Origin of the sequence: Ancylobacter sp., from assembly GCF_965279025.1 — a bacterium.
Lineage (GTDB): Bacteria > Pseudomonadota > Alphaproteobacteria > Rhizobiales > Xanthobacteraceae > Ancylobacter.
The window spans coordinates 2,627,026-2,652,053 of the sequence record NZ_OZ257132.1 but is presented as its reverse complement, the minus strand read 5'-3'; the positions used below and the strand labels follow the sequence as shown (position 1 = coordinate 2,652,053).

Here is a 25,028-nt window from a genome sequence, read left to right as displayed (position 1 = left end):
GCCGTCCCGGGCTTCGCCGGGGCGGCCTTTCTTCTGACGTGGCGGTAGCCGATGACGCTGGCCGGGAATCCGGCTAGAGCCTGTTCGATCAGGTGCGCGAAAGCCTGAGCGGAGCCAACGGACGTCGCCATGGACAGCTTCTGGTCGCATTACTGGCCGCACGTCGTGCTGGTCACGACGGGGACGGTGGGCCTTGTCGCCGCCGTCCATGCGGCGATGACCAAGGACGACGTGCGCGCCGCCATCGGCTGGGTTGGCGTCATCATGCTCTCCCCGCTGATCGGCGCGTTCCTCTACCTTGTCGCCGGCATCAACCGCATCCGCCAGAGCGCGGCCGGACGCCGCCGCGCCAGCCAGGACCGTCAGCGCCGGCATGAGCGCCCGCCTATCGCCATCGCGCTCTCGCCCAGCCTCTCGGCGATGAAGCGGCTCGGCGACCGCGTCGCCGCCTTCCCGCTGACCAGCGGCAATGCGGTGCAGATGCTCGACAGCGGCGACGAGGCTTATCCCGCCATGCTCGCCGCCATCCGTTCGGCGCAGCGGCATGTCGCGCTCTCCTCCTACATCTTCGACAATGACCCCGTCGGCGTCGAATTCGCCGACGCGCTGATCGCGGCGCACCAGCGCGGCGTGGCGGTGCGGGTGCTGATCGACGCCATCGGCGCGCGCTATTCGCGTCCCTCCATCGTCGGGCGGCTGAAGGCCGGGGGCGTTGTCACCGACCTGTTCATGGGCAACCTCATCGGCCTGCGCCTGCCTTATGCCAATCTGCGCAGCCACCGGAAGATCCTGATCGTTGACGGCACGCTGGGCTTCACCGGCGGCATGAACATCCGCGCCCAGTTCACCCGTGCCCATGCCGGCGGTGACCCGGCGCGCGACACGCATTTCCGCATCGAGGGACCGGCGGTGGAGCAGTTGCTCACCGTGTTCACGCAGGACTGGGCCTTCTCCACCGACGAACATCTCGAGGGACCGGCCTGGGCCGAGGGCGACCAATCCACGCCGCGCGGGCCGGTGGCGGTGCGGGTGGTGCCTTCTGGCCCAGACCGCAACCTCGCCTGCGCCCACTCCATGATCATGGGCGCGCTGACCATGGCGCAAAGCCGGATAAGCCTGTGCTCACCCTATTTCCTGCCCGACCAGCAACTCATCGGCGCGCTGGCGGTGGCCGGCCGGCGCGGCGTCGAGGTGGATGTCGTCATTCCCTCGGCCAACAACCTCAAGCTGGTCGATTACGCCATGACCGCCCAGCTCGACCAGGTGCTCGCCGGCGAATGCCGGGTGTGGCGGGCGTCCGGCATGTTCGACCATTCCAAGCTGATGACGGTGGACGGGTGCTGGGCCTATGTCGGCTCGTCCAACCTCGACCCGCGCAGCCTGCGGCTGAATTTCGAGCTCGACCTCGAACTCTACGACCCCGCCATTGCCGGCGAGATCGAAGCGCGCATCGGCGCCATGGTGCAGGCGGCCAGCGCCGAGACGCTGGAGAGCCTCGCGGCGCGGCCGTTCCTCAAGAAACTGCGTAACCGCGCCATCTGGCTGGCCTCGCCGTATCTGTGAAGGCGGAACACCAAGGGTTCGCCCCCGGCGAAGCCATCTGGCACGTCCGTGAGGTGCGCCGTCATCCCCGGCTCGTCCCGGGGATCCGCGTCTTGGGCCGCAGCGTAGCGGCCTATGTCGGTGCGCGGGCGAAGGCGTGGATGGCCGGGCCAAGCATGGCCATGACGTTCCAGCGGCGGGCGGCGCCGTGCGGAGGCGCGGGGGAGAGCCAAATCGCTCGGTGAGCCCGCGTGAGACATTCACCGCGCACCCGCCATCCCCGGATGGGACGCGCGCAATCGCTCGATGAACTTGCGTTCCCCCAGTGCGCCGTCATCCCCGGGCTTGACCCGGGGATCCACGACTTCGGCGGCACTGTTACGACGTTCCTCGACGCCTGCGAGAAGGCGTGGGTGGCCGGACCGAGCCCGGCCATGACGTTCCAGCGGCGGGCGCGGGCCGGAAAGAGGCCTCGGGGATGATAGCCGGGTGAAGGCCGCCGCCTGCGAAAAAATAAAGCCAGCCCCGGCAGCGGGGCTGGCTTGAGGGAGACGGAACGGTCCGTCTCAGGAGGTCACGGCGGCGGAGAGGATCCGCCGCTCAATGGCTCACGCAGCGGCAACGGCCTTGGTTTCGACTTCCGAGATCGTCTTCAGGACCTGGGAAGCGATCTTGTAGGGGTCCCCCTGGGAGTTCGGTCGACGGTCCTCGAGATAACCCTTGTAGTCGTTGCGCACGAAGGAGTGCGGGACGCGGATGGAAGCGCCGCGGTCCGCCACGCCGTAGGAGAACTTGTTCCACGGAGCGGTTTCGTGCTTGCCGGTCAGACGCAGGTGGTTGTCCGGGCCATAGACGGCGATGTGGTCGTCGAGGTTTTTCTCGAAGGCGGCCATCAGCGCCTCGAAATATTCCTTTCCGCCGACTTCGCGCAGGTACTTGGTGGAGAAGTTGCAGTGCATGCCCGAGCCGTTCCAGTCGGTGTCACCGAGCGGCTTGCAGTGGAACTCGATGTCCACGCCGTATTTTTCGGTCAGGCGGAGCAGCAGGTAGCGGGCCATCCACACTTCGTCGGCGGCGCGCTTGGAGCCCTTGCCGAAAATCTGGAATTCCCACTGGCCCTTGGCGACTTCCGCGTTGATGCCTTCGTGGTTGATGCCGGCTTCGAGGCAGAGCTCAAGGTGCTCCTCGACGATCTCGCGGGCGACGTCGCCGACATTCTTGTAGCCGACACCGGTGTAATAGGGGCCCTGCGGCGCGGGATAGCCGTGCTCGGGGAAGCCGAGCGGACGGCCGTCCTTGTAGAAGAAGTATTCCTGCTCGAAACCGAACCAGGCGCCTTCATCATCGAGGATGGTGGCGCGGGCATTGGTCACGTGCGGGGTGACGCCATCCGGCATCATCACTTCGCACATGACAAGCACGCCGTTCTTGCGGGCCGGGTCGGGATACAGCGCGACGGGCTTCAGCACGCAATCGGAGCTGCGGCCCTCGGCCTGCTCCGTGGACGAACCGTCGAAGCCCCACAGGGGGAGCTCTTCGAGCGAGGGGAAGTGGTCGAATTCCTTGATCTGCGTCTTGCCGCGCAGGCTCGGAGTCGGCTTGTAGCCGTCGAGCCAAATGTACTCGAGCTTGTACTTCGTCATTGCGTGTCTCTCATCACTTAAGACCAGGTGCCAAAAAAGCCCCGGTCGTTGTGCCGGCCGTGCGAGGGAAGGTCGACCGCCAACGGCTGTACACTTTTATGCACGCATCGTGCCACATATGCCCAGCGCGGGTGGAAATCGCGCGGCCGGCCCGTCCGGCGCGCGGCTTCCGCGCCCGTCCTGCGAGCTCCTAAGCCCACGATTCGTGTTCATCCTGCGGGACTTGGGGCCACCGGGCGGGGCGCGCGCCTCTGCCGCGCCGCAACACGCGATGCAACCCTTGGGGGGCCATCGCCGTTACATCTGAAGGCCTTGCGGGGCTGTGCGGCGCTGCACATATTCTATGCTCATTGTGATTGCAAAATGTGCATCTTGCGCAAACGCCATGCAAAAGATGTTATATGTAAACCAAGGGCTGGCGCAGGAACGCGCAGCCGGAAAGGAGAAACGTGCCATGAATGCGCATATCAATGCCCAAACCCCGCGCGAGAGCGCGCAGATCGTCCCGTTCCCCATCGGGGGCCGCGCCGGTCTGGCGTCCCGTCGTCAAGAGCCGCTGGCTTCCGAGGCCCTCAACGTATCGCCCCGCGTCATGATCGGGAGCTGGTATCACGAAGAGGCCATCAAGGAAGACAGCGGGCGCAGCAACTGAGCCGCCTCCGTGTGTGTCTTGCCACGAGTGACGCTCAACGCCTTACGCCTTCACACCACGCCTTTCGTCACAACGTTTGCAAGAGGGCCGCGACACCTCGTCCGGCCCTCTTGTTCTGTCTGAGCCAAGCTTCCCGTCTGAACTCTCGCTGAACCGGGCCGCACGCGCTCAGCCGAAGATCGACCACCCCAGCCGGTGCGTCAGCCGCTCCAGCGCGATACGGCCGAGATGCGAATTGCCGCTGGCGTCCAGCCCCGGCGACCACACGGCGATCGAGGCCTTGCCCGGCGCCACGGCCAGAATTCCTCCCCCTACCCCGCTCTTTCCCGGCAGGCCGACGCGATAGGCGAACTCGCCCGAGCCATCATAATGGCCGCAGGTCAGCATGATGGCATTGATGCGCCGCGCCCGCTCCGGCGACACCACATTATGGCCCGTCGAGGGGTTGCGCCCATTATGGGCGAGGAACTGCCCGGCCATGGCGAGCTGCCGGCAGCTCATGGCGATGGCGCAGTGGTGGAAATAGACGCCGAGCGTGAAATCGACCGGGTTCTCCAGCACGTCGAACGACTTCATGTAGTTGGCGAGCGCCCGATTGCGGAAGCCGGTGCGCTGCTCCGAGACGGCGACCGCCTCATCGATGCCGATGGCCGGGTCCTCCGCGAGGAACTGCAGGAAGCGCAGGATCTCGCCGAGCGTGTCGCGCGGCTGGTGGCCGGAGAGGATGACATCGGTCACCGCGATGGCGCCGGCATTGATGAAGGGGTTGCGCGGAATGCCGTGCTCGTTCTCCAGCTGCACGATGGAGTTGAACGGGCTGCCGGAAGGCTCGCGCCCCACCCGCCGCCACAGCCGGTCGCCGATCTTGCCCAGCGCCAGCGTCAGGGTGAAGACCTTGGAGATGCTCTGGATGGAGAAAGGCACATCCGCGTCGCCGCCCACCACCATCCGGCCGTCGCGATCCACCACCGCGATGCCGAACGCATTGGCATCGACCCGCGCCAGCTCGGGAATGTAGCGCGCCACCTCGCCGCGGTCGGGGCGGGCACGCATTTCTTCGGCGATGTCATGGACGACGGATTCGAGTTCGGGCACGGGGATCGGTCACCTTGCTGGCGGATGCGGGCTCGTCTCTAGCGCAGCCGCGCCGTGCAAGGCCAGTGCCGCGCCGCCTCTGCCGCAGGCGATGGCGCTGGCGTCGTCGCACCGTTGCAACCGGAAATGTACCGTCCTTCCCGAAAGAACCCGCGCGGAACGCAGGTTTAGGAATGCGCCATCAGCCGCGCCGCCCCTGGCCGTGCGCCCGCCTTTCACACACCGATGGAGTGAAGCCGATGCCGTTCCGTCATGCCCGCGCCGCCCTGGTGTTCGCCAGCGCCCTCTGTGTCGCCGTCGTGCCGCTCGCCCTGCCCGCCCTGGCGCAGACCTCGCCGACCGCCACCCCGCTGCGCAACATCGTGCTTGTGCACGGTGCCTGGGTCGACGCCTCCGGCTGGAAGGCGGTCTATGACGAGCTGGTGGCCAAGGGCTTCCATGTCAGCATGGTTCAAGAGCCGGAAACCTCCTTCGCCGACGACGTCGCCGCCACCAAGCGCGTGCTCGACATGCAGGACGGCCCCACCCTGCTGGTCGGCCATTCCTATGGCGGCTCGGTCATCACCGAGGCCGGGGTGCATCCCAAGGTGGCCGGGCTCGTCTATGTCGCCGCCCATGCGCCCGATGTCGGCGAGGACGAGGCGGCGCTCGGCAAGACCATGCCGAGCGTGCTGGCCAAGACCGAGGGCGCCATCGAGAAGACCCCGGACGGCTACACCTATCTGAACCCCGCCATCTTCCCCAAGCTGTTCGCACCGGACCTGCCGAAGGAGCGGGCGGAGTTCGTGGCCCGCTCTCAGGTGCTGGCCGCCGCCGGCGTGTTCAGCGCGCCCCTGACCGCCGCCGCCTGGCAGAGCAAGCCGAGCTGGGGCATCGTCGCGGGCAATGACCAGATCATCAACCCGAACCTCGAGCGCTTCTATTACGAACGTGCCGGGGCGCCGATCACCGTCATCGCCGGTGCCAGCCACTCGGTGTATGAATCCCACCCGCGCGAGGTGGCCGCCGTCATCGAGAAGGCTGCGGCCGAGTTGGGCAAGACCGGCCAATAGGCCGCCTTGCCTCCCTCGTCCCCGGAAAAGCAGGAGCCGTCATGTCCCGCCCGCCGCTTCCCCCGTTCACGCGCGACAGCGCCATCGAGAAGGTCCGCCTCGCCGAGGATGGCTGGAACAGCCGCGACCCGGCCAGGGTGGCGCTCGCCTATACGCCCGACAGCGCCTGGCGCAACCGCGCCGAATTCGTCAACGGGCGCGAGGCGATCACCGCCTTCCTCGCCCGCAAATGGGCGCGCGAGCTGGATTATCGGCTCATCAAGGAGCTGTGGGCCTTCACCGAAAACCGCATCGCCGTGCGCTTCGCCTATGAATATCACGACGACAGCGGCACCTGGTTCCGCGCCTATGGCAATGAGAACTGGGAGTTCGAGGCGGACGGGCTGATGCGCCGGCGGCTCGCCAGCATCAACGAGCACCCGATCGCGGAGGCCGACCGCGCTTATCACTGGCCGCTCGGCCGTCGGCCGGACGACCATCCCGGCCTCAGCGATCTCGGCTTCTGACTCAACGGGCGGGCCAGGCAGCGGCGGTCACGCCGCCTGCCGCCCGATGGCCGGCTTCAGCAGCACCAGCACGCCGCCGAGCACGATCCAGAAGGCCACGAGATAGGGCCAGAGATTGTCCGGGAAGGACGGCACCGGGTAGACGGAATTGTAGAGCGGCCACAGCATCGCCAGAGTGCCGAGCACACCCAGCACCAGCCACATCCGGTTTCCCGCCCGCACGGCATGCACCGCCGCAGCCGCCGTAACGCCGAGATAGGCGACGATCAGCGCCAGCACGCCGATGGTGCCGACATTGTCGTAATAATCCGCCGGCCCGATAAACGGCGCCCAGGCCAGCAGCCCCGTCAGCATGGCGAGGCCGACGACGCCCACCGCGACGGACGGCGTACCGTAGCGTGGATGCACCCGCGCCAGCGTGGACGAAAGCCCGCCCCGGCCCAGCACGAACAGCATTCGCGCGCCCGCCGACAGCGTACCGAGCACGCAGGAGACGGCAGAGACGCAGGCGGCAAGATCGAGCGCGGTGGCGATGTGGACGTTGCCATATCTGAGCGCCAGCGTGTTCAGCGGCGCGTCGCTGGCGGCCAGCGCCTTCATGTTGTCGAGCCCGAAGCCGATGACCTGGATGTAGGACGCGAAGACGAAGAACAGCCCCGCCATCACGACCGAACCCACCAGCGCGATGGGAATGGTGCGGCCCGGCTGCCCGGTCTCCTCGGCCAGAGTGGTCGCCGCCTCGAAGCCGGCGAAGGAGAGCACCGCGAACACCACGGCATAGCCGATGCCCCACCAGCCGATGGTGGGGTCGGGGTGGAACGGGGCAAGGCTCAACCCGCCCTGCGCGTTCACCGCCATCAGGATGCGGATGCCGAGATAAATGATGACGGTGATGGAGGAGAGTTCCAGCACCAGCATGAGCCGCGTGGCGAGGCGCACGTCGCGCCAAGCGAGCAATGTGCCGCCGACAAGCGCGGCGCACGCCACCGGCAACCACCAGCCGCCGAGATGCAGGCCATGGTCGTCCAGCGCGGCGCTCAAGAAATTTCCCACCAGCGCCGCGCTGCCCGATCCGGCGGCGATGTAGAGCAGCACCATGCACCAGCCGGCGATGAAGCCGGTGCGCGGGCCGAAGGTCCTGCCGATATACGCGTAGCCGGAACCTGCCGTGGTGACCCGGCTGGCGAAGAACACGAAGGAAAGGCCGACAAGCGCCACCACCACTGTGCCCACGGCAAAGCCAAGCGGTGCGGCCACGCCGGCAGCACCGACGGCGAGGGTGACGTTGAGCGCCATGCCCATGGTCGGCGCGATGACGGAGAGCGAAAGCCCTACCGCCTCCACCGGCCCGAGAGAACCCTTGAGAGCCGCGCCGCCTGCCTTCGCCATGCCGTTCCCCCTTGCCGAGGCTCAGTCATCCGGCACGGACGGGGGTATCGCAATGACGAAAATTGGTCGGAGCGACGCGATCAGCTTTTCGGGGGCTCGTAATGCGTGTCGCGGCCCGTCGGCTTGCGCTCGCGCTCGCCGGCCTTGTCGTCCTGCTGCGGGTTGGCGCTGCGGGCATCACCCTGCTCGACGGGAGCGCGGTTCTTCTTTTCGGTGCGGCGGTCGCCCGGCTTGGCGGGATCCTTGCTGTGCTGGTCGGCGATGATCATCTGGGTCTCCATCAACTGAAACGATCCCGGCTCAACGAACCGGTGGGGTACAACGTTCCGCAGGCCAGGCGTGCGTGCCGCGAGGGGGCGAGCCCGGGGCCGCAGGACGCCGAGTTCCACCAGAAGCGGCAGGACCGCCTCCGGCAGACGCCCGCTCAGGAACGCTGGCGGCTTCCGGTCAGGCCGCTCATCGCCCCCGCCTGATCGTTCGCAGGCGATCCCCGGCCGCGCCGGCCCTTCGGCACTTCCAGCGTGCGCCGGATGGTGTCGATCTCGCTGACCGGTTCGTTGCCGCCCGGCAGCGCGTCCACCCGCACATGCGGGTCGAGCGCCGGATCTGCGGCCGTCGTCGGGTGGCCCGTAGGGTCCTCGGCGTTCTCGATGCCTCCATTGGCGGATGCCACGGCGCCGCCCGGCAGGCTTGCCACGCTGGTCGCCTGCTCGGGCGGCACCTCGGCCGCGTTGACCGACCGAAAGGTGCCGGAACCATCGCCGGCGCCCTGTGCGGCTCCTTCTTCGACCAGCATCTGCCGGGCGCGGAACCAGTAATGGTCCGAATGCCCGTCGGGCCGGCCATCGGCTTCCCAGAGCCGGTGGGCCCGCGCGCGAATGTCTTCCTCGCTCATGCTCATGAACGCTCTCCCTGTTGCAGGAGATCAACGTGCGGCGGGGGCGCCTGTTCCTGCGGCGGGCGCGCGTGCCGGAGATGTGAGGCCGGCAGCACGATGTCGGCGATGACCGGCAGATGATCCGAGGCATGCCGCGCCTCGGCGTCGGTGAAGCTGTCCGCCAGCATGCCGGGCTGGCTGCAATAGATGCGGTCGAGCCGCAGCATGGGCCAGAAGGCGGGAAAGCTGAGCGGGGCGGCGCGCTCCGGCAGCACCGGCGCCAGCGCGCGGCGCACTAGCCGGAACGAGAACCAGTCGTTGAAATCGCCCATCATCACGGTCGGCAGGCCGCTGCCGTCGCGGGCGAGACGGGCCAGCGCGCGTGCCTGACGCCGCCGCTCCATCAGCGCGAGGCCGAGATGCACCGCCACCAGCCGCAACGGGCCCATGGGCGTGTCGATCCGCGTGTCGATGGCGATGCGCGGCTCGCGTTTTCGCACCGAGAGGTCGTGCAGCACCGTGTCGTGCGTCGGCCAGCGCGAGAACAGCACATGGCCGTAATGGCCGTCCGGCACCACGATGGTGCGGGCCTCGGCGAGGTGGCCGATGCCCAGCCCCTGCAGCGGCGCCAGGCACTCCACCCCGCGCCCGCGGGTGTCGATCTCCTGCAAGGCGAGAATGTCCGGCCGGTGGCGGGCGATGAGAGCCGCGATCCGGTCGAGGTCGAACCGGCGGTCGGGGCCGACGCCGCCGTGAATGTTCCACGTCATCAGCCGCAGCCGCGCCGACGGCGCGTCGGTCACGCCCGCCTCCGCAGGTGCGAGACGAGGAATTGCAGGCCGAGCGAGCACGCCACCCACAGGATCACGAAGCCGACCAGCAGCACCACGCGTCCGAGCGAGGGATCGGTGATGACTTCCACGATCTGGTGGCCGAGCGCGCTGAGCACCACCAGCCCGGGCATCAGCCCGATGGCGGTGCCGATGACGAAGTCCATCAGCCGCAGCCCGGCGGCGCCGGCGACCAGATTGATGAAGGTGAAGGGCGCCGCCGGGACCATCCGCATGGTCGCGACCGTGAGGATGCCCTGGTTCGCGAGGCCGCGACGTATGCGGTTGATGCGCGGCCCGATGAAGCGGCGCACCACGCCGGCGCCGAGATGGCGGCCGATGAAGAACGTCACCACGGCGCTGACCAATGCCCCGAGGCCCGCCAGCAGCGCGCCGGTCCAGCCGCCATAGACCGCGACGGTGGCGATGATCAGCACCGAGACCGGGAACACCACCAGCCCGCCGACGACATAGATCGCCACAACGGCGGCCGCGCCCCACGGGCGATCGGCCATGGTGTCGAGCGCGGAGATGATGCGTTCCGGCTCGGCGAAGGGAGAATTGGCCCAGGCGACGACCAGCGCGGCGAGAACCGCGAGGCCGGCCAGCGCGGCGGCTATCGGCCATTTGCGGCGCGGCCCGCCGCCCTGGCCGGCGCGCTCCTCATAGAGTGGTTCCGGCGGATCGGCGAAGGCGCTGATCTGCGGCAGCGCCAGGTCTCCCGCCACGGCGGGCAGGTCGGCGAGGCGCTTGCCATTGGCGCCCTTGCGCGAGACGGCGAGCAGCCCCTCGCGCGCCACGCTTTCCCCCACTTCCTCGGGGGCGAGCCCGACATGCTCGCCGAGCAGGCGAGCGCGGATGGCGGCCACGGCCGCCCGCTCGCCAGCGTCGCGCGCCTCGACCACGAGGTCGCACTCGCTGTCGAAGCCCATGGAGCGGTTGCAGATATTGGCCGAGCCGACCCGCAGCAGCCGGTCGTCGACGATCAGTATCTTGGCGTGGACGAACACCTCGGTCGGGGCGGAGCCCGGCGCGGTCACCTCCGGGAAGACCAGCCGCGCGCGGTCCGCCAGCCCTTCCTGCTCCAGCCGGGCGCGCAGGCGGTCGCGCGGAACGCCCATCACCTGCTGCTCGATCCAGGAGCGGTAGATGTTCGGCGTCACCATCAGCGCCTCGAGCTCGGGCCGCTCATGCATGCGCTTGACGAGGCGCTCGGTGAAACGCTCGCAGGTGATGAACTGGTTCTCGACATAGATCTCGCGCTCGGCGGCGTCGATCATGTCGAACAGCAGCGCCTCCACCTCGCGCGTGCCGCGCTGGCCGTCATAATCCGGCAGGGTGCGGGCGATGCCGACCTCGATGTCGCTGAAATCCACCGGCAGCGCGTCCGGCCAGCGGTTGCCGTTCGCCCGCGCCGGCGCCAGCCGCTCCGAGGCGGCACGCTTCCAGCGGTCGCGGAACAGCGCGCCGATGGCCGAGGCGGCATCGCCATCCACCACCATCTGCACATCGTGGAACGGGTCGTAGGTGGTGCCCTGCGGGTCGAGGCGCTTGGGGTCGCTGGGCGTGTGCGCCGGCGTGTCCCAGCGCCGTCCCGTGAGATCGAGGCCGCCGGAAAAGGCGAGCGAATCGTCGATGACGACGATTTTCTGGTGATGCGAGGCGCCCAGCGGCAGCGTGTCGTCGAGGCAGAGCTCGATCTGCTTGGGCGTCGACCAGAGGAAGGAGAACACCGGCGCCAGCTCGCGCTCCAGCGCGAACATCATCGAATAATCCCACAGCAGCAGCCGGATGCGCAGGCGCGGATTGCGCGCCACCAGCGCGGAAAGGAACGCCGCCAGCGTCTCGGGCAGCCCGTCATCTGCGGTGCCGCTCTCGCCGACCAGCTTCATCCGGCTGTCGAGGTCCCAGCCGGCGATATGGACAGTCTCGCGCGCGCCCAGAAGCGCCTGCCGCAGCGCGCCGAAATAGTTGGAGCCATCCACCAGCACCCGCGCCCGCTCGGCGCGCTCCACCCGCCACACATTGCGGCCGGGCGCCAGCACCGGCCCACCGGTCCGGCGCGGCGGGGGGTTGGAGTCGTCCGGCGTGGGACGCACGGCCAGCGTGCTTTCGATCAGATCTTGGCTCAGGGACATCGCTTCGCATTCTTGGAACAATCGCCCAGCGGTAACCGCACAGGGGCGACTGGGTTCCCCCTCCTCGGAGGTAAGCCGGGGCCGCAGCGCAGGGGGCGGGCGTCAGACCATCAACATCGCGACCAGCGCGCCGGCGCCGATCACCGCAACGAGAAGGCCGATGACGGCGGTGACGAAGGAGACGCCGGGAATGGTGGTGCCCTTGTCGTCGATGGGCCGGCCGCGCTCATCCGTGCCGCCGCCCACCGTGCTGGCGCCGACCTCCTCCGCTGCGATGCTCCTGCGCTCCGCGCCGGGCGGCGTGCCGGCGGCCTCGTCATCCGTGCCGAGCGGCGCGGCGGCCGGGTCGGAGAACGGCACCTTGTCGCGGGTCTTGCCGGCGTCGATCTCGTTCCGCAGGTGGTCTGTTTCGGGCATGGGTCGCTCCTCACGCGCATCGGGGCGGGTGCGCCGGGCGTGGGCTCAACGCGTGGCCGGTCGATCGGTTCAGCCCTGCGTGCCACGATGGGGAACCCCTGGCGTCGCCGGAGATTGTTACCGGTACGATCATGGAGAGGGACAGGGCGTGGCGCCGCGCGGCTTCTGGAAAGGCTATCTCAAGCTCTCGCTGGTCACCTGCCCGGTGGTGATGGCGCCGGCGACCAGCGCAGCGGAGAAGATCCGCTTTCACACCCTCAACCGGGCCACCGGCAACCGGGTGGAAGGCATCTATGTCGACGCGCAGACCGGCAAGACGGTGGAGTTCGACGACCAGGCGCGCGGCTATGAGCGCGAGCCGGACAATTATGTCATCCTCGACGACGACGATCTTCAGTCGGTGGCGCTGGAAAGCAACCGCACCATCGACATCCAGACCTTCGTGCCCGCCGATACGGTGGAATGGATCTGGTACGACACCCCGCATTTCCTGATGCCGGACGACCCGGTGGGCGAGGAGGCCTTCGCCGTCATCCGCGAGGCCATGGCCGCCACCGGCAAGGTCGGGCTTTCGCGCGTCGTGCTGCACCGGCGCGAGCGGCCTGTGATGCTGGAGCCGCGCGGGCGCGGCATCGTGCTGTGGACGCTGCATTATTCGGACGAGCTGCGCCGGCCCGAGGATTATTTCGAGGATATCGAGGAAAAGGCCGACAGCGATCTCGTGGCCCTCGTCGGCAAGCTGATCGACAAGCGGACCGGCGACTGGAGCGCCGCGCTGGTGCATGACCCGCTGCAAGACAATCTCAAGCAGCTCATTGCCTCCAAGAAGAAGCGCCGGCCTTCCAAGCGCCGCGCCGCGCCCGAGGAAGCAGACGAAGCCCCCACCAATGTCGTCAACATCATGGATGCGCTGAAGAAGAGCCTCGCCGCCGAGCGCAAGCCCGGCGGGCGCTGAGCGCGCTGCCGTTCAGCGCGGCGGGTCGTCGTCGGCGTCGTCCAGCGGCTTGGCGCGCACAGGCGCGGGCGCGGCGCGGGATTCCACCAGCCGCTCCAAGGGCACGATCGTCACCAGCAAGGCGATGGTGGTGGCGAGCGCGAGGAAAACCAGATGCCAGGAGGCGATGGCACAGGCCACGCAGAGCGCTGCCGTCACCCACACCGCCGCCGCCGTGGTCAGGCCGTGCACCTCCATGCGGTCGAAAAGCCGATGCCGGTCATCACCCCCTGCACGATGCCCTGCACGACCCGGCTCGTGGCATCGGGGTGGCCCTCGATGCCCTCGACCTGCAGGGCGGAGAGCGCGATGAGCGCCGCACCGAGCCCGACCAGTCCGAGCGTGCGCATGCCGGTGGGCTTGCCGCGCAGGTCGCGGTTGACGCCGACAATCATGCCGCAGCCGGCCGCCGCTATCAGCCGCAGCAGGCTTTCGATCTCATCCGGTGTCAGCCACCAGTCCTGCGGCAAGCCTTGCATCATTTCCCTCATTTCGTCCGGCGGGTGCGGCCCGCCGTTCCCGGCAACGGCACTGCGGCGGCGCGGAAACCTTCCCACGGGTCGGCGTCAAGATTGGCAAGGCGCGCCGGCACGTCAGCCAGAGTGAAGTGCGCGCCGCCGGAAAGCGCGTCGAGTTCCTCCCATGCCACCGGCAGGGAGACGCCCGCCCCGGCCCGGGCGCGCGGGCAATAGGCCGCCACGGCAGTCGCCCCGCGCCCGTTGCGCAGATAGTCGATGAAGATGCGCCCCTTGCGACGGGCCTTGGTGGCCACGGCGATATAGCGGTCGGGGTCGTCGGCGGCGAGGGAATCGGCGAGGCCCTTGGCGACGGCCTTCGCGGCTTCCCAGTTCGCCTTCGGTTGCAGCGGCACCACGACATGCAGCCCCTTGCCGCCGGAGGTCTTCACGAAGGCCGGCAGGCCCTGTGCCTCCAGCCGGTCGCGGATCTCGCGCGCACCAGCGACGACCCCGTCCCAGCCGACCGCGTCACCGGGATCGAGGTCGAAGATCAGCATGTCGGGACGGTCGATATTGGCCAGCGGCGCCCCCCAGGGGTGGATTTCCAGCGCCCCGGACTGGACCAGCGCGATCAGCCCGTCGAGGTCGTCAATATAGAGCAGCTCTTCGCCGTCGGTGTCCTTCTTGACCTTGATCGCCTTGTTCATGCCGCGCCAGGAATGCTTCTGGAAGAAGGCCTGCCCGGTGATGCCGTCCGGGCAGCGCAGTAGCGCCAGCGGCCGGGCGACGACGAAGGGGGCGATGAAGCGCCAGACATCGGCATAATAGTCGGTGAGCCCCTGCTTGGTGATGCCTTCCTCCGGCCAGTAGATGCGATCGGGATGGGTCAGCTTTACCTTGGAGCGCGGCGCGCTGCGTTCGGCGGGCATGTCCTCCCCCTCCACGGCCTTCTCCCGCACGATCTCGCGCGCCGGCTTATCCTCGCGCAGCCCGCGAAAGGCCGCGTGGCGCAGATGCTGGTCGCCGGTCCAGCCGCGAAACTCCACTTCGGCCACCAGTTCGGGCGCGACATAGGTGACGCCGCGCTTCTCTTCCGTGGTCAGCGGTTCGGCGAAGCTGCTGCGGGCCCGTTCGAGCTTTGAAAGCTGCGTGTGGAGGTCCCGCGCCACCGCCTGCGAGAAGCCGGTGCCGACGCGCCCCACATGGACGAGCCTCCCCTCCTCGAACACGCCCAGCACCAGCGAGCCGACCGCGTTCTTCTGCGCGGTGGAGGCGGTGAAGCCGCCGATGACGAATTCCTGCCGGAAGGCGCATTTGGACTTCACCCAGTCCTTGCCGCGACCCGAGCGGTAGGGCGCATCCGCCCGCTTCGACACCAGCCCTTCGAGGCTGAGCCGGCAGGCGTGGCGCAGCATGGCTTCGCCGTCTTCCGCGAGATGCTCGCTGTAGCGCAGCCCGTCTGCAGCTTGTTGAAGCAGCAGCGCCAGCGCTTGCTTGCGTGCAGTCAGCGGCGCACCGCGCAGGTCCCGCCCGTCGAGATGCAGCAGGTCGAAGGCGTAATAGACGAAGCGGTCGGACGTTCCCTCGGCCAAGTCCTTCTGCAACAGGCTGAAATTCGAGACGCCGGCGCTGTTTTCCACCACCAGCTCGCCGTCGATCAGCGCGTTCTCCGCCGGCAGCGCCTCAAGCGCCGCCACCAGCGCCGACCCGAAGCGGGGCGTCCAGTCGAGGCCGGAACGGGTGAGCAGCTTCACCCGGCGCTTTCCCTTCGCGGTGGTGTCGAGCCGCGCCTGAAGGCGATAGCCGTCGAATTTTATCTCGTGAATCCAGGGCTTTCCGAGCGGTGCCTTGGTCACCAGCGTCGCCAGCGCCGGCTCCACAAAATCCGGCAGCGGGGCTTCGACGCCCGTCAGATTCTTCGTTTTCGCCGCGGCTTTGGTCTTCGCCGCCGCCTTCGGCTTCGCTGTATCGGCCTCGGGCGGCGGGACTTTCCGCGTTCCGGCCTTGCGCGTCAGCAGCGGCACCTCATCGCCCTTGGCGATGGCGTCGAGAGTGCGCCCGGTCTTCACCGAATCCGGCATCTCGTCGAGGATGTCGGGCGCGCCTTCCGCCCGTGCGACCTCGTCCTCGGCCTTGATCAGCAGCCAGTTATCGGCCTTCTCGCCCTTGCGCGGCGCGAGCCGCACCAGATGCCAGCGCCCCTGCAACTTGTTGCCATGCAAGACGAATTCGAGGTGGCCCTTCTTGTAGCCCTTGGCCGCGTCGCCGACCGGCTCCCAGCTTCCCGTATCCCACAGCATGACGGTGCCCCCGCCATACTGTCCCTTGGGAATGGTGCCCTCGAAGCTGCCATAGTCGAGCGGGTGGTCCTCCACATGCACGGCGAGCCGCTTCTCGCCGGGCACCAGGCTGGGGCCGCGCGTCACCGCCCAGCTTTTCAGGACACCGTCCATCTCCAGCCGGAGATCATAATGCAGCCGGCGCGCCGCATGCTTCTGGATCAGATAGGCATGGCCAGCCTCGACGCCGTCGGCTCCCTGCGGCTCCTGCGTGCGGGTGAAATCACGCTTGCGGCGGTAGACGTCGAGCGCCATCGCCGCTTATCCCGCCTTGCGAGTGGGCGCGCGGGACGTCTTGTGTGCAGCAGGCTTTTTCGCGGCCGATTTGCCGGAAGCCGCCTTCTTGCTGGCAGCCGCCTTCATGGCTGGAGCCTTGGCGGTTGGAGCTTTCCTGGCTGAAGCCTCCTTGCCGCCGCCCGCAACACCGGCGCTTTCGCGCAGCGCGTCGAGCAGGCTCACCACCTTGGCCGCCGTCTGCTTGGGCGGTGCGATCTTGCGGCCTTCCATCTTGGCCCGCACCAGTTCCGCCAGCGCGTCGTCATAGCGGTCGTCGAAGGTTTCAGGCTGGAAACGCCCGGCCTTGGTCTCGATGATGTGGCGGGCGAGATCGAGCATTTCCGGCTCCATCTTCACCTCGCGAATATCCTCGAACGCCTCCTCGGCGGAGCGGACTTCGTAATCATAGTTCAGCGTCGTGGCGATGATGCCCTCGTCATAGGCGCGGATCAGCACGCTGCGCGGGCGGCGGAACAACACCGCGCTCGCCACCGCCGCCACCTTGCGGGCCCTCAGGCCCTCGCGGATCACCGCGAAGCTCGCCTGCGAGGCCTCGTCGGCCGGGCGCAGATAATAGGGCCGGTCGAAATACAGGTCGTCCACCTCGCCGCAGGGCAGGAAGCTCTCAATGGTGAGCGCCTTGTCGCCCTTGGGGGTTACCTCGGCGATCTCGTCGGGCTCCAGCACCACAAAGGTACCTGAATCGACCTCGTAGCCCTTCACCTGCTCGTCGCGCTCCACCACCTCGCCGCTCTCGGAATCGACGAATCGACGCGAGAGGCGATTGCCGGTCTTGCGGTTCACCATGTGCAGGCTGACGCGGTCGCTGGCGCTGACGGCGGTATAGAGCCCCACCGCGCAGACAAGCTCGCCGAGCCGGAGGAAACCCTTCCATGTCGCCCGCGCTGCCATGCCTGCCTCTGTCTGCCCGCGAAAGGGGTGCTGCGATGCCTCGCCACTAACGCGGGCGGGCGCGGCGCGTTCCACCCGCCGCCGCCCGATATGAAAGCGGGCGCCGAAGCGCCCGCCTGTCGTCAATGATCCGCCAGACCGTGAGCGGGCGTCACATCGCCTCGCCCGGTGCGGGGGCGGCCGTACCGGTGGCGGGAGCCGGCGCGGCACCGCCCGCCGGGGTCACCCGCCACACCGCATTGCCGACGTCGTCGGCGACCAGCAGCCCGCCGCGCGTGTCGACAAGCACGCCGACCGGGCGGCCCTGCGCTTTCCCCTCGCTGTCAAGGAAACCGGTCAGCACCTCCTGCGGCGTGCCGGACGGGCGTCCGTCGGTAAAGGGCACGAAGATCACCCGATAGCCCACCGGCTTGCTGCGGTTCCACGAACCGTGCTGGCCGATGAAGGCGCCCGAAGCGAAGCCCTCGCCGAGCGCCGGGCCATCGGCAAAGGTGAAGCCGAGCGAGGCGGTGTGGGAGCCCAGCGCATAATCCGGCTTGATCGCCTTGGCGACGAGATCGGGCTTCGCCGGCTCGGCCCGCTCATCCACGTGCTGGCCGTAATAGGAATAGGGCCAGCCGTAGAAACCGCCCTCTTTCACCGAGGTCATATAGTCGGGAACCAGATCGTCCCCGATCTCGTCGCGCTCATTGACGGAGACCCACAATTCGCCATTAGCCGGGTTCCAGTCGATGCCCACCGGGTTGCGCAGGCCGGAAGCGAAGACGCGCGAGGCGCCGCTGGCGACGTCGACTTCCAGCACGGCGGCGCGGTTCTCTTCCTCGGCCATGCCGTTCTCCGCGACATTGGAGTTGGAGCCGACCCCGACATAGAGCTTGGAGCCATCGGGGCTGGCCAGCAGGCTCTTGGTCCAGTGATGGTTGCGGCCAGCGGGAAGATCCGCGAGCTTTTCGCCCGGCGCGGTGATCTGCGTCGCGCCTTCCTGATAGGGGAAACGCATGATGGCGTCGGCATTGGCGACATAGAACCTGTCGCCGATCAGCGCCATGCCGAAGGGCGAGGTGAGGTTTTCGAGGAACACGGTCTTGGTTTCCGCCGTCCCGTCGCCGTCGGCGTCGCGCAGCAGCGAGATGCGGTTGGCGCTCGGCGTCTTCGAGCCGGCCTTCTCCATGAACAGGCCCTGCACCCAGCCGCGCAGCCCGCCGGATTTTCCTTCCGGCTTGGGCGGGGCGTCTGTTTCCGCCACCAGCACATCGCCATTGGGCAGTTCATACAGCCAGCGCGGATGGGCGAGGCCGGTTGCGAACGCCTTGGCCTGCAGGCCGCTGGCCGGGGTGGGCTGGGCGCCCTCCTTCCAGCCGATGGCTTCGGCCACCTTCAACGTCGGCAGCAGCGACGAATTGGGCTCGGGAAGCTGCGGATCAGGGCCATAGCCGGCGCTCTCCGGCAGGGTCGTCGTGGCTTGGTCGCAGGCCGCGACACCGAAGGCGAGCACGAGCAGGCAGGGAATCACCAAGGCGCGGGTAGCGACCGGATGGCGGGAAGGTACGGAGGTTGAGGGCATCGATATTCCTTTGGTCCCGGCGGCCCGCACCGCTTCCCGATCGGGAAAGCAGGTGGGGCGCTGATGCGGCGCGCAAGCGCTGTGTGGAGGGGGAACGCCCGGCGCGGGGGATAGTTCGGCCATGGCCGCGCTTATGCCGTTCCGGTCGCTCTCCGTTGAAGATCAAGCCCGCGCCGGCTCCTCGGACGTAACGGAACCAACCATTGCGCCAGCTGTTGGCCCCGATGCGTCGACAGACCGCCACACCGAGGAGCCCACCATGCCCAACTATCCCAGCCCGCCTTTCGACGAGCAGCAGCAGTCCATGCCCGGACGGACGGAGGCCATGTCGCCCCGTCCCGACCATGGCGAGGACAGCTACAAAGGTTCGGGTCGGCTCGAAGGAAGGAAGGTTCTGATCACCGGCGGCGACAGCGGCATCGGGCGCGCCGTGGCGCTTGCCTATGCGCGCGAAGGCGCGGACGTGCTGATCTCCTATCTCGACGAGCACGACGACGCCGAGGCGACGGCCGCGCTGGTACGCGAGGCCGGGCGGCAGGCGGTGCTCGTGCCCGGCGACATCCAGCACGCGGCCCATTGCCGGGCGGTGGTGGACAAGGCGGTAGAGGCTTTTGGGCGCATCGACCTACTGGTCAACAATGCCGCCCATCAGGCCACCTTCACCGAGATCGGCGATATCAGCGATGCGGAATGGGAGTTGACCTTCAAGGTAAACATCCACGCGATGTTCTACCTCACCAAGGCGGCAGTGCCGCACATGAAGCCGGGCAGCGCCATCATCAACACCGCCTCGATAAATTCCGACAAGCCGAACCCGACCCTTCTCGCCTACGCCACCACCAAGGGCGCGATCCAGAACTTCACCGCCGGCCTGGCGCAGTTGCTGGCCGAGAAGGGCATCCGCGCCAATGCGGTGGCGCCGGGGCCGATCTGGACCCCGCTGATCCCCGCCACCATGCCGGCGGAGAAGGTGGCGCATTTCGGCGAGCAGGTGCCGATGAAGCGGCCGGGCCAGCCGGCCGAGCTGGCGACCGCCTATGTGATGCTCGCCGACCCGCTGTCGAGCTACGTCTCCGGCGCGACCATCGCGGTCACCGGCGGCGCCCCCATGATTTGAGGAGAGAACCATGCAGACCGAGATCCCCGGCCGTTCGATCGGCTACCGTCTTCGCGGCAGCGAGGGAGAGTGGCGGGTGCTCAGCGATGGCGAGGCCGGCATGGCCTATGCCAGCAAGGAAGCCGCGTTTGAGGCTGCCGTCGCCGCCGCCTCGAACGCCATTCGCGACGGCTATGACGTGACGATCACCGTACCGGGTGCCAGCGAGACCATGCTTGGCGTCGAGCATACGGATCACGGCACCGACCTCCCGGACGGCGGCCCGCGCTGATCGGGTAAGGGGCACCAGGACCAATCGGCGCACTGGCGCTGCTTCTTGCTCTCGCCTACGCCGTGCGCTAGTCGCGCCAGCGTCGCAACGCCAAGGGCATCGAGTTGCCCGAAGAGAAAGTCGACCGCAACCCGCTCTGAGCAGCGCCTCGCCCCGCGCTAATTGCGCGCTGCCGTCGCACTCGCTGCGGGCGCCAAGGCAAGCAGCGCGTCGAGGGAGCGGAAGTCACCAAGCGCGGCGGCCTTCTCGCGCGGGCTGAGCAGCCGGAGCGCCATCTCGAAATCCCCCGCATCCTCGATCTTGGCGCGCGCGATCAGCCGTTCGGGGGTGTAATCGCCGGCAGCGCGTTCGCCATGCGGCAGCTGCGCGCGGTGGAAGGCCAGCAGATCGGGCGTCGCGGCAAGAAGGCCGACGGCTTCGGTGGAAGAGCCGCGCGCACCCGCCGTCGCGGCGTCGCGCAACTGCCTCGCCCGCTGCAATACGGGCGGCGGCGCCAGCTCTTCGGGGGTGCGGAACAGCAGGCGCGTCGCGCTGCGCGCCCCGCCGGTCCATAGCACCAGCGGAATGGCCAGCGCCAGCCCCACCACCACCGGCGTCATCCAAAGAAACAGCGGCAGCGAGATGCTGAGCGCGGCGGCGCCGAGCAGCCATCCCGCCACCGTATGGGGCAGGAAGAACCGGATGACCGACCCGGTGTCGATGCGGTCGTCGTCGCGGCGCTGGGGCTGCCAGCCGCCATCCTTGCCCGCGAGAATGCCCACCACCGCCACCGACTGGGTGAACATCGTCACCGGCGCCAGAAGGCCGGAGATCAGTGTTTCCGCCAGCATGCCGAAAAAGGCGCGGACACTTCCCCCAAAGCTGCGGCGGCGAGCAAGGGACAGCAGCACAGCCGCAAAGGCGAACAGCTTGGGCAGCAGCAGGATCGCCATGGTGCCGACGAAAACCCATATGGCGCGGATGGGATCCTGCGCCGGCCAGCTCGGAAACAGCGAGAAGCCGGACGGGAAATAGTCCGGCGGGACGAAGCGCGCCTGCAGCGCGGTGGCGAGGCCGGCCAGCAACATGGCGAGCCACAGCGGTGCGGTGAGGTAGGAACCGATGCCGGTGAGCAGGTGCAGCCGGCTGATCGGGTGCAGCCCGCGCGCCGGCAGCACGGCGATATGCTGGAGATTGCCCTGGCACCAGCGCCGGTCGCGAATGGCGAGATCGGCCAGTGTCGGCGGCCCCTCCTCATAGGAGCCTTCCAACCACGGCACCATGTGCATGCCCCAGCCCTGACGGCGCATCAGCGCCGCCTCGACGAAATCATGGCTGAGGATATGGCCACCGAACGGTCGCGGGCCGCGCAGTTCCGGCAGCCCGGCCGCCTGCGCGAAGGCCCGGGTGCGGATCATGGCGTTATGGCCCCAGTAATTGCTTTCGGCACCGCTCCAGCTGGCGAGGCCATGGGCGATGAGCGGACCATAGAGCCGGCCGGCGAATTGCTGCAGCCGCGAAAACAGCGTGCGGCCGCCGACGATGACGGGCAGCGTCTGGATCAGTCCGGCGCGCGGATGTGTCTCCATCGCGGCGGCGAGGCGGACGATGCAGTCCCCGGTCATCAGGCTGTCGGCGTCGAGGATGAGGAAATTCTCATAGCCGCCACCGAAGCGGGTCACCCACTCCGCGATATTGCCCGCCTTGCGGCCGGTGTTACGCGGACGCCGGCGATAGAACATCCTGTGCTCGGCCCCGGCGCGGGCGCGCAAGGCGAGATAGCCCGCCTCCTCGGCGACCCAGATGTCGGCATCTGTGGTGTCGCTGAGGATGAAGACGTCGAATTGCCCCGAGGCGCCGGTGGCGGTGATCGATTCCCATGTCGCCTCCAGCCCGGCGAGAACACGGGCTGGCGGCTCGTTATAAACCGGCAGCAGAATCGCGGTGCGCGCCGACAAGGCGGGGAGCGGCCCGTCGGGATCGATGCCGAGATGCCCGCGCGGCGGCCGCAGCAGGCTCGGCAGTCCGCTCAGCGCATTGGTGAAAGCGAACCCGATCCAGGCGAACAGAATGACGAACAGCGCCAGCACGACATATTCGAGCAGGGTGACGCCGCCGACATCCAGCACGAGATACATCTGGTGGGCGGCGATGGCGGTGAGCAGCGCCGCCCCGCCGAGCGCGAAGCCACGCCGCAGCACCAATGCGGGATGCCGGTCGCCGGGAACATCGGAAGCCGGCACGCGCGAGAGCGATTGCACCGGCATGGCGAGTGGCGTCTCGGGCGGCAGGGCCGGTGCCGGGCCCTCGACGGGGAACGCCGCCCGCAGAGGTTCGGCCTCGACCGGACGGCTCACGCCGACCACCGATAGACCCAGCTCTCGGCCAAACGCTCCTCGCCTCGCATCAAATCGGCGCGCAATTCCACATGCTCGGCCCCGCCTGGCAGCAAGGCGAACGAGATGCGCCAGCCCTTCGTCTCGGGATTAGGTTGCAGGACGATATCCTTCACCTCTCCGGTGTTGGCGGTCACCCGCGCCGAAAGGCCTTCCGCCGGCAGATCGCGGATCTTGTCGCCGGCAAGATCGAGCACGAAAAGCCGCCGCTCAGTGCTGCCGCCGACGCGGGTAGCGACGACGCGGCCGGCATCGCTGGAATCCGGGCCGGTCCAACCCCAGTGCAGGCGATAGGTGGTGCTGTATTCGCGCCCCTTGCGCAGCGGCTCGCGCGGGCGCCAGAAGGCGACGATGTTGTCGTGGATCTCTTCCGGTGTGGGAATTTCCACCAGCACCACCGAGCCGTCGCCCCAATCGCCGATCGGCTCGACCCAGACGCTGGGACGGCGCTCATACCGCGCCTCGAGGTCCTGATAATCGAAGAACGAGCGCTGGCGCTGCATGAGCCCGAAACCGCGCAGGTCGGAAACCGCGAAGGACGAAATCTGCAGCCGTCGCGGGTTGGACAGTGGACGCCACAGTCGCTCGCCGGTTCCGGTGATGATGGACAGCCCGTTGGCGTCGCACACCATCGGGCGGAAATCGTCGATGCCGTCGCGGTCATTGGGACCGAACATGAACATGCTGGTGAGCGCGCCGATCCCTACCTGGTCGATATCGACCCGGGGATAGACGGTCATCTCGACCGACATCAACGTCTCGTCGCCGGGGCGGATGGTGAAGCGATGGGCGGCGGCGGCGCTCGGGCTGTCCAGCAGCGCGTGGATCACCACCGAATCGACACCGGGGCGCGGCTTTTCGAGCCAGAAGGCCCGGAAGGCGGGGAATTCCTCGCCGCCGGAATCGCCCGTCTTCACCGCGAGGCCGCGCGCCGACGACCCGTAGACCTGCCCTTTGCCGACCGCGCGGAAATAGCTGGCGCCCTGGAACACGGCGATCTCGTCGAAATAGTCCGGCCGGTTGATCGGGCCATGCAACCGGAAGCCGGAAAAGCCGATATCCGCCTTGTCAGACGGTTGCGGCACACCGTGCTCGAAGCGGAACATGGCAGGGTCGTAGCCGAGCTTCACGGCCTTGCCGTCGGCGACCTGATAGACATCGACCCGCTCGCGAAACAGGAAGCCGCGATGCAGCAACTGCGCCTGAAAGCCGGTGCTGTCATTGCGCCAGAGCGCGCGGTCGGTGTTGAAGCGGATGTTGCGGTAGTCGTCATAGCTAAGCTTGTCGAAGGCGCGCGGCAGATCATTTGCCGGGCCTTTATACGGCTTGGCGGCGAGATCGCGGGCGAGCTGGCGCACGGTCTGCGCGTCGAAGGGAGTGACCTGCTCCTCTTCGTCGGACCACGCCTCGCTGATGCCGAGCCGGGTCAGCGGCACCGGTGACATTGCCAGGAGCCCCAATCCCAGCAACAGATGTCGACGATGCATGCCTGACCTCACTCGTTTCAGGGCGGCACGCCCTACCCCCCTACAAGTGCCGAGAGCCCCCATGGTTCCGGCGCGATTGTCGCAGTGCAGCATGCCGGCCGCCCGCGTCCGGCGGATCAGGCGCGGTGCCGCGCGGAAGCGCCGGTACGAGGCGCTACACTCTCTGCCGCTTCAGATGTTCTACCAGCACCCGCAGCTTCGGCGCGACGTTCCGGCGGCTCGGGTAATAGAGATAGAAGCCGGGGAAGAACGGGCAGTAATCCTCCAGCAGCGGCAGCAGTTCGCCCCGTTCGAACCAGGGGCGGAAACTTTCCTCCATGCCGAAGCCGATGCCCGCGCCGGCGGTCGCCAGCTTGATCATCAGCGCCATGTCGTTGGTGGTGAAGCTCGGCGGAACGGTGACGCGGAACTCGCGCCCCGCCTCGGCAAATTCCCAGCGATAGGGCGCCGCCTTGGGCGAGGGCCGCCAGCCGATGCAGGCGTGCGAGGCGAGTTCGGAGGGGTGGGAGGGCACGCCAAAGCGGTCGCGATAAGCGGGCGCACACACCGCCAGCTGCCGCTCATCGCCGGCGATCGGGACCGCGATCATGTCCTGCTCGATCACCTCGCCGAGGCGCACGCCGGCGTCATACCCCTCGGCGACGATATCGAACTCCTCGTCCGTCACGGTGATGTCGAGCGATATCTCTGGATGATCGGCGGCAAAGGCCGCCAGGAACGGCCCGGAGAGAAAGCGCTCGGCGATTGACGAGACGGCGAGGCGCAGCCGCCCACGCGGGCGGGCCGTCAGGTTGCGCGTCATGTCGATTGCCGCGCGCATGTCGGCGACCGCAGGGGCAATGCTTCCATAAAGGCGCTCGCCGGCCTCCGTCAGGCTGACGCTGCGCGTCGTGCGCCGAACCAGCGCAATGCCGAGCCCCTCCTCCAGCCGCCCGATCGTCTGGCTGACGGCCGAGCGGGTGACGCCGAGCCGGTCCGCCGCCGCGCGAAAATTCCGCTCCTCGGCGACCAGGGCGAACACGGCAAGCGCGTTGAGATCCGGCTCCATTGGTTAGCCTTACTTTCCTCTTAGGTAACGAACGAGCGGCTTATCG

General features: G+C 68.1%; 23 protein-coding genes. 7 read left to right on the top strand and 16 right to left on the bottom strand.

Features of this window, described 5'->3' with window-relative positions; all coding sequences use genetic code 11:
• Positions 1–129: 129 nt before the first annotated feature.
• The gene (locus ACQY76_RS12205) at positions 130–1,563 is read left to right on the top strand and encodes a phospholipase D-like domain-containing protein (protein WP_428029007.1); all 1,434 of its coding nucleotides are present in this window, start codon (positions 130–132) and stop codon (positions 1,561–1,563) included.
• A gap of 587 nt (positions 1,564–2,150) precedes the next feature.
• Here the strand turns inward: ACQY76_RS12205 and ACQY76_RS12200 are convergent.
• Positions 2,151–3,185 carry a glutamine synthetase beta-grasp domain-containing protein gene (locus ACQY76_RS12200; RefSeq protein WP_428029006.1) on the bottom strand — a complete coding sequence of 345 codons (1,035 nt, stop codon included), beginning with the start codon at positions 3,183–3,185 and terminating at the stop codon, positions 2,151–2,153.
• A gap of 454 nt (positions 3,186–3,639) precedes the next feature.
• On the opposite strand from ACQY76_RS12200, the gene ACQY76_RS12195 reads away from it, so the two are divergent.
• Positions 3,640–3,837, top strand: coding sequence for a DUF2735 domain-containing protein (locus ACQY76_RS12195; protein ID WP_428029005.1), 198 nt, complete (start codon positions 3,640–3,642; stop codon positions 3,835–3,837).
• Positions 3,838–4,005: 168 nt separating this feature from the next.
• Here the strand turns inward: ACQY76_RS12195 and ACQY76_RS12190 are convergent, their stop codons facing one another.
• Positions 4,006–4,932 carry a glutaminase gene (locus tag ACQY76_RS12190; RefSeq protein ID WP_428029004.1) on the bottom strand — a complete coding sequence of 309 codons (927 nt, stop codon included), beginning with the start codon at positions 4,930–4,932 and terminating at the stop codon, positions 4,006–4,008.
• 239 nt (positions 4,933–5,171) lie between these two features.
• Here ACQY76_RS12190 and ACQY76_RS12185 point away from each other — a divergent pair, with 239 nt between their 5' ends.
• Together ACQY76_RS12185 and ACQY76_RS12180 are read left to right on the top strand one after the other, a co-directional pair.
• Entirely contained in the window at positions 5,172–5,984 is an 813-nt protein-coding gene (locus ACQY76_RS12185; RefSeq protein WP_428029003.1) for an alpha/beta hydrolase, read from the top strand.
• A gap of 41 nt (positions 5,985–6,025) precedes the next feature.
• A complete protein-coding gene (locus ACQY76_RS12180) occupies positions 6,026–6,490 on the top strand; it encodes a DUF1348 family protein (RefSeq protein ID WP_428029002.1) in 465 nt (154 codons plus the stop codon).
• 27 nt (positions 6,491–6,517) lie between these two features.
• Here ACQY76_RS12180 and ACQY76_RS12175 read toward each other — a convergent pair whose 3' ends face one another.
• The 6 genes from ACQY76_RS12175 to ACQY76_RS12150 form a co-directional block, all read right to left on the bottom strand.
• Entirely contained in the window at positions 6,518–7,879 is a 1,362-nt protein-coding gene (locus tag ACQY76_RS12175; protein ID WP_428029001.1) for an APC family permease, read from the bottom strand.
• A gap of 80 nt (positions 7,880–7,959) precedes the next feature.
• Entirely contained in the window at positions 7,960–8,148 is a 189-nt protein-coding gene (locus ACQY76_RS12170; protein ID WP_428029000.1) for a hypothetical protein, read from the bottom strand.
• A gap of 155 nt (positions 8,149–8,303) precedes the next feature.
• Positions 8,304–8,780, bottom strand: coding sequence for a DUF2934 domain-containing protein (locus ACQY76_RS12165; RefSeq protein WP_428028999.1), 477 nt, complete (start codon positions 8,778–8,780; stop codon positions 8,304–8,306).
• Positions 8,777–9,559, bottom strand: a complete 783-nt coding sequence (locus ACQY76_RS12160) for an endonuclease/exonuclease/phosphatase family protein (RefSeq protein ID WP_428028998.1) — start codon at positions 9,557–9,559, stop codon at positions 8,777–8,779. The genes ACQY76_RS12165 and ACQY76_RS12160 overlap by 4 nt, the downstream gene beginning before the upstream one ends.
• On the bottom strand, positions 9,556–11,724 hold the full coding sequence (locus ACQY76_RS12155) for a VTT domain-containing protein (protein WP_428028997.1): 2,169 nt from the start codon (positions 11,722–11,724) through the stop codon (positions 9,556–9,558). The genes ACQY76_RS12160 and ACQY76_RS12155 overlap by 4 nt, the downstream gene beginning before the upstream one ends.
• 102 nt (positions 11,725–11,826) lie before the next feature.
• The gene (locus tag ACQY76_RS12150) at positions 11,827–12,141 is read right to left on the bottom strand and encodes a hypothetical protein (protein WP_428028996.1); all 315 of its coding nucleotides are present in this window, start codon (positions 12,139–12,141) and stop codon (positions 11,827–11,829) included.
• 148 nt (positions 12,142–12,289) lie between these two features.
• Here ACQY76_RS12150 and ACQY76_RS12145 point away from each other — a divergent pair, with 148 nt between their 5' ends.
• Positions 12,290–13,096: a Ku protein gene (locus tag ACQY76_RS12145; RefSeq protein ID WP_428028995.1), complete on the top strand. Its 807-nt coding sequence runs from the start codon at positions 12,290–12,292 to the stop codon at positions 13,094–13,096.
• Positions 13,097–13,108: 12 nt separating this feature from the next.
• Here the strand turns inward: ACQY76_RS12145 and ACQY76_RS12140 are convergent, their stop codons facing one another.
• The 5 genes from ACQY76_RS12140 to ACQY76_RS12120 all read right to left on the bottom strand — a co-directional run bounded on the left by ACQY76_RS12140 (position 13,109) and on the right by ACQY76_RS12120 (position 18,684).
• A complete protein-coding gene (locus ACQY76_RS12140; protein ID WP_428028994.1) occupies positions 13,109–13,333 on the bottom strand; it encodes a hypothetical protein in 225 nt (74 codons plus the stop codon).
• Positions 13,315–13,617 carry an MgtC/SapB family protein gene (locus ACQY76_RS12135; protein ID WP_428028993.1) on the bottom strand — a complete coding sequence of 101 codons (303 nt, stop codon included), beginning with the start codon at positions 13,615–13,617 and terminating at the stop codon, positions 13,315–13,317. The genes ACQY76_RS12140 and ACQY76_RS12135 overlap by 19 nt, the downstream gene beginning before the upstream one ends.
• Before the next feature lie 5 nt (positions 13,618–13,622).
• Entirely contained in the window at positions 13,623–16,187 is a 2,565-nt protein-coding gene (ligD, locus tag ACQY76_RS12130; protein ID WP_428028992.1) for a DNA ligase D, read from the bottom strand.
• A 6-nt stretch (positions 16,188–16,193) separates the two neighbouring features.
• Complete coding sequence (locus ACQY76_RS12125; RefSeq protein ID WP_428028991.1) at positions 16,194–17,120, bottom strand: Ku protein; 927 nt, start codon at positions 17,118–17,120, stop codon at positions 16,194–16,196.
• Between the two features lie 151 nt (positions 17,121–17,271).
• Positions 17,272–18,684 (bottom strand): PQQ-dependent sugar dehydrogenase, encoded by a 1,413-nt coding sequence (locus ACQY76_RS12120; RefSeq protein ID WP_428028990.1) that lies wholly within the window; start codon positions 18,682–18,684, stop codon positions 17,272–17,274.
• Positions 18,685–18,943: 259 nt separating this feature from the next.
• Between ACQY76_RS12120 and ACQY76_RS12115 the strand changes: the two genes are divergently transcribed.
• Together ACQY76_RS12115 and ACQY76_RS12110 are read left to right on the top strand one after the other, a co-directional pair.
• On the top strand, positions 18,944–19,801 hold the full coding sequence (locus ACQY76_RS12115; protein ID WP_428028989.1) for an SDR family oxidoreductase: 858 nt from the start codon (positions 18,944–18,946) through the stop codon (positions 19,799–19,801).
• A gap of 10 nt (positions 19,802–19,811) precedes the next feature.
• A complete protein-coding gene (locus ACQY76_RS12110) occupies positions 19,812–20,072 on the top strand; it encodes a hypothetical protein (RefSeq protein ID WP_428028988.1) in 261 nt (86 codons plus the stop codon).
• 158 nt (positions 20,073–20,230) lie between these two features.
• On the opposite strand, the gene mdoH is transcribed toward ACQY76_RS12110, so the two are convergent.
• From mdoH to ACQY76_RS12095, 3 genes are all read right to left on the bottom strand, one after another.
• Positions 20,231–22,318, bottom strand: a complete 2,088-nt coding sequence (mdoH, locus tag ACQY76_RS12105) for a glucans biosynthesis glucosyltransferase MdoH (RefSeq protein ID WP_428033000.1) — start codon at positions 22,316–22,318, stop codon at positions 20,231–20,233.
• 86 nt (positions 22,319–22,404) lie between these two features.
• Positions 22,405–23,934 (bottom strand): glucan biosynthesis protein, encoded by a 1,530-nt coding sequence (locus tag ACQY76_RS12100; protein ID WP_428032999.1) that lies wholly within the window; start codon positions 23,932–23,934, stop codon positions 22,405–22,407.
• Positions 23,935–24,088: 154 nt separating this feature from the next.
• Positions 24,089–24,982 (bottom strand): LysR family transcriptional regulator, encoded by an 894-nt coding sequence (locus ACQY76_RS12095; protein ID WP_428028987.1) that lies wholly within the window; start codon positions 24,980–24,982, stop codon positions 24,089–24,091.
• Between the last annotated feature and the right edge of the window lie 46 nt (positions 24,983–25,028).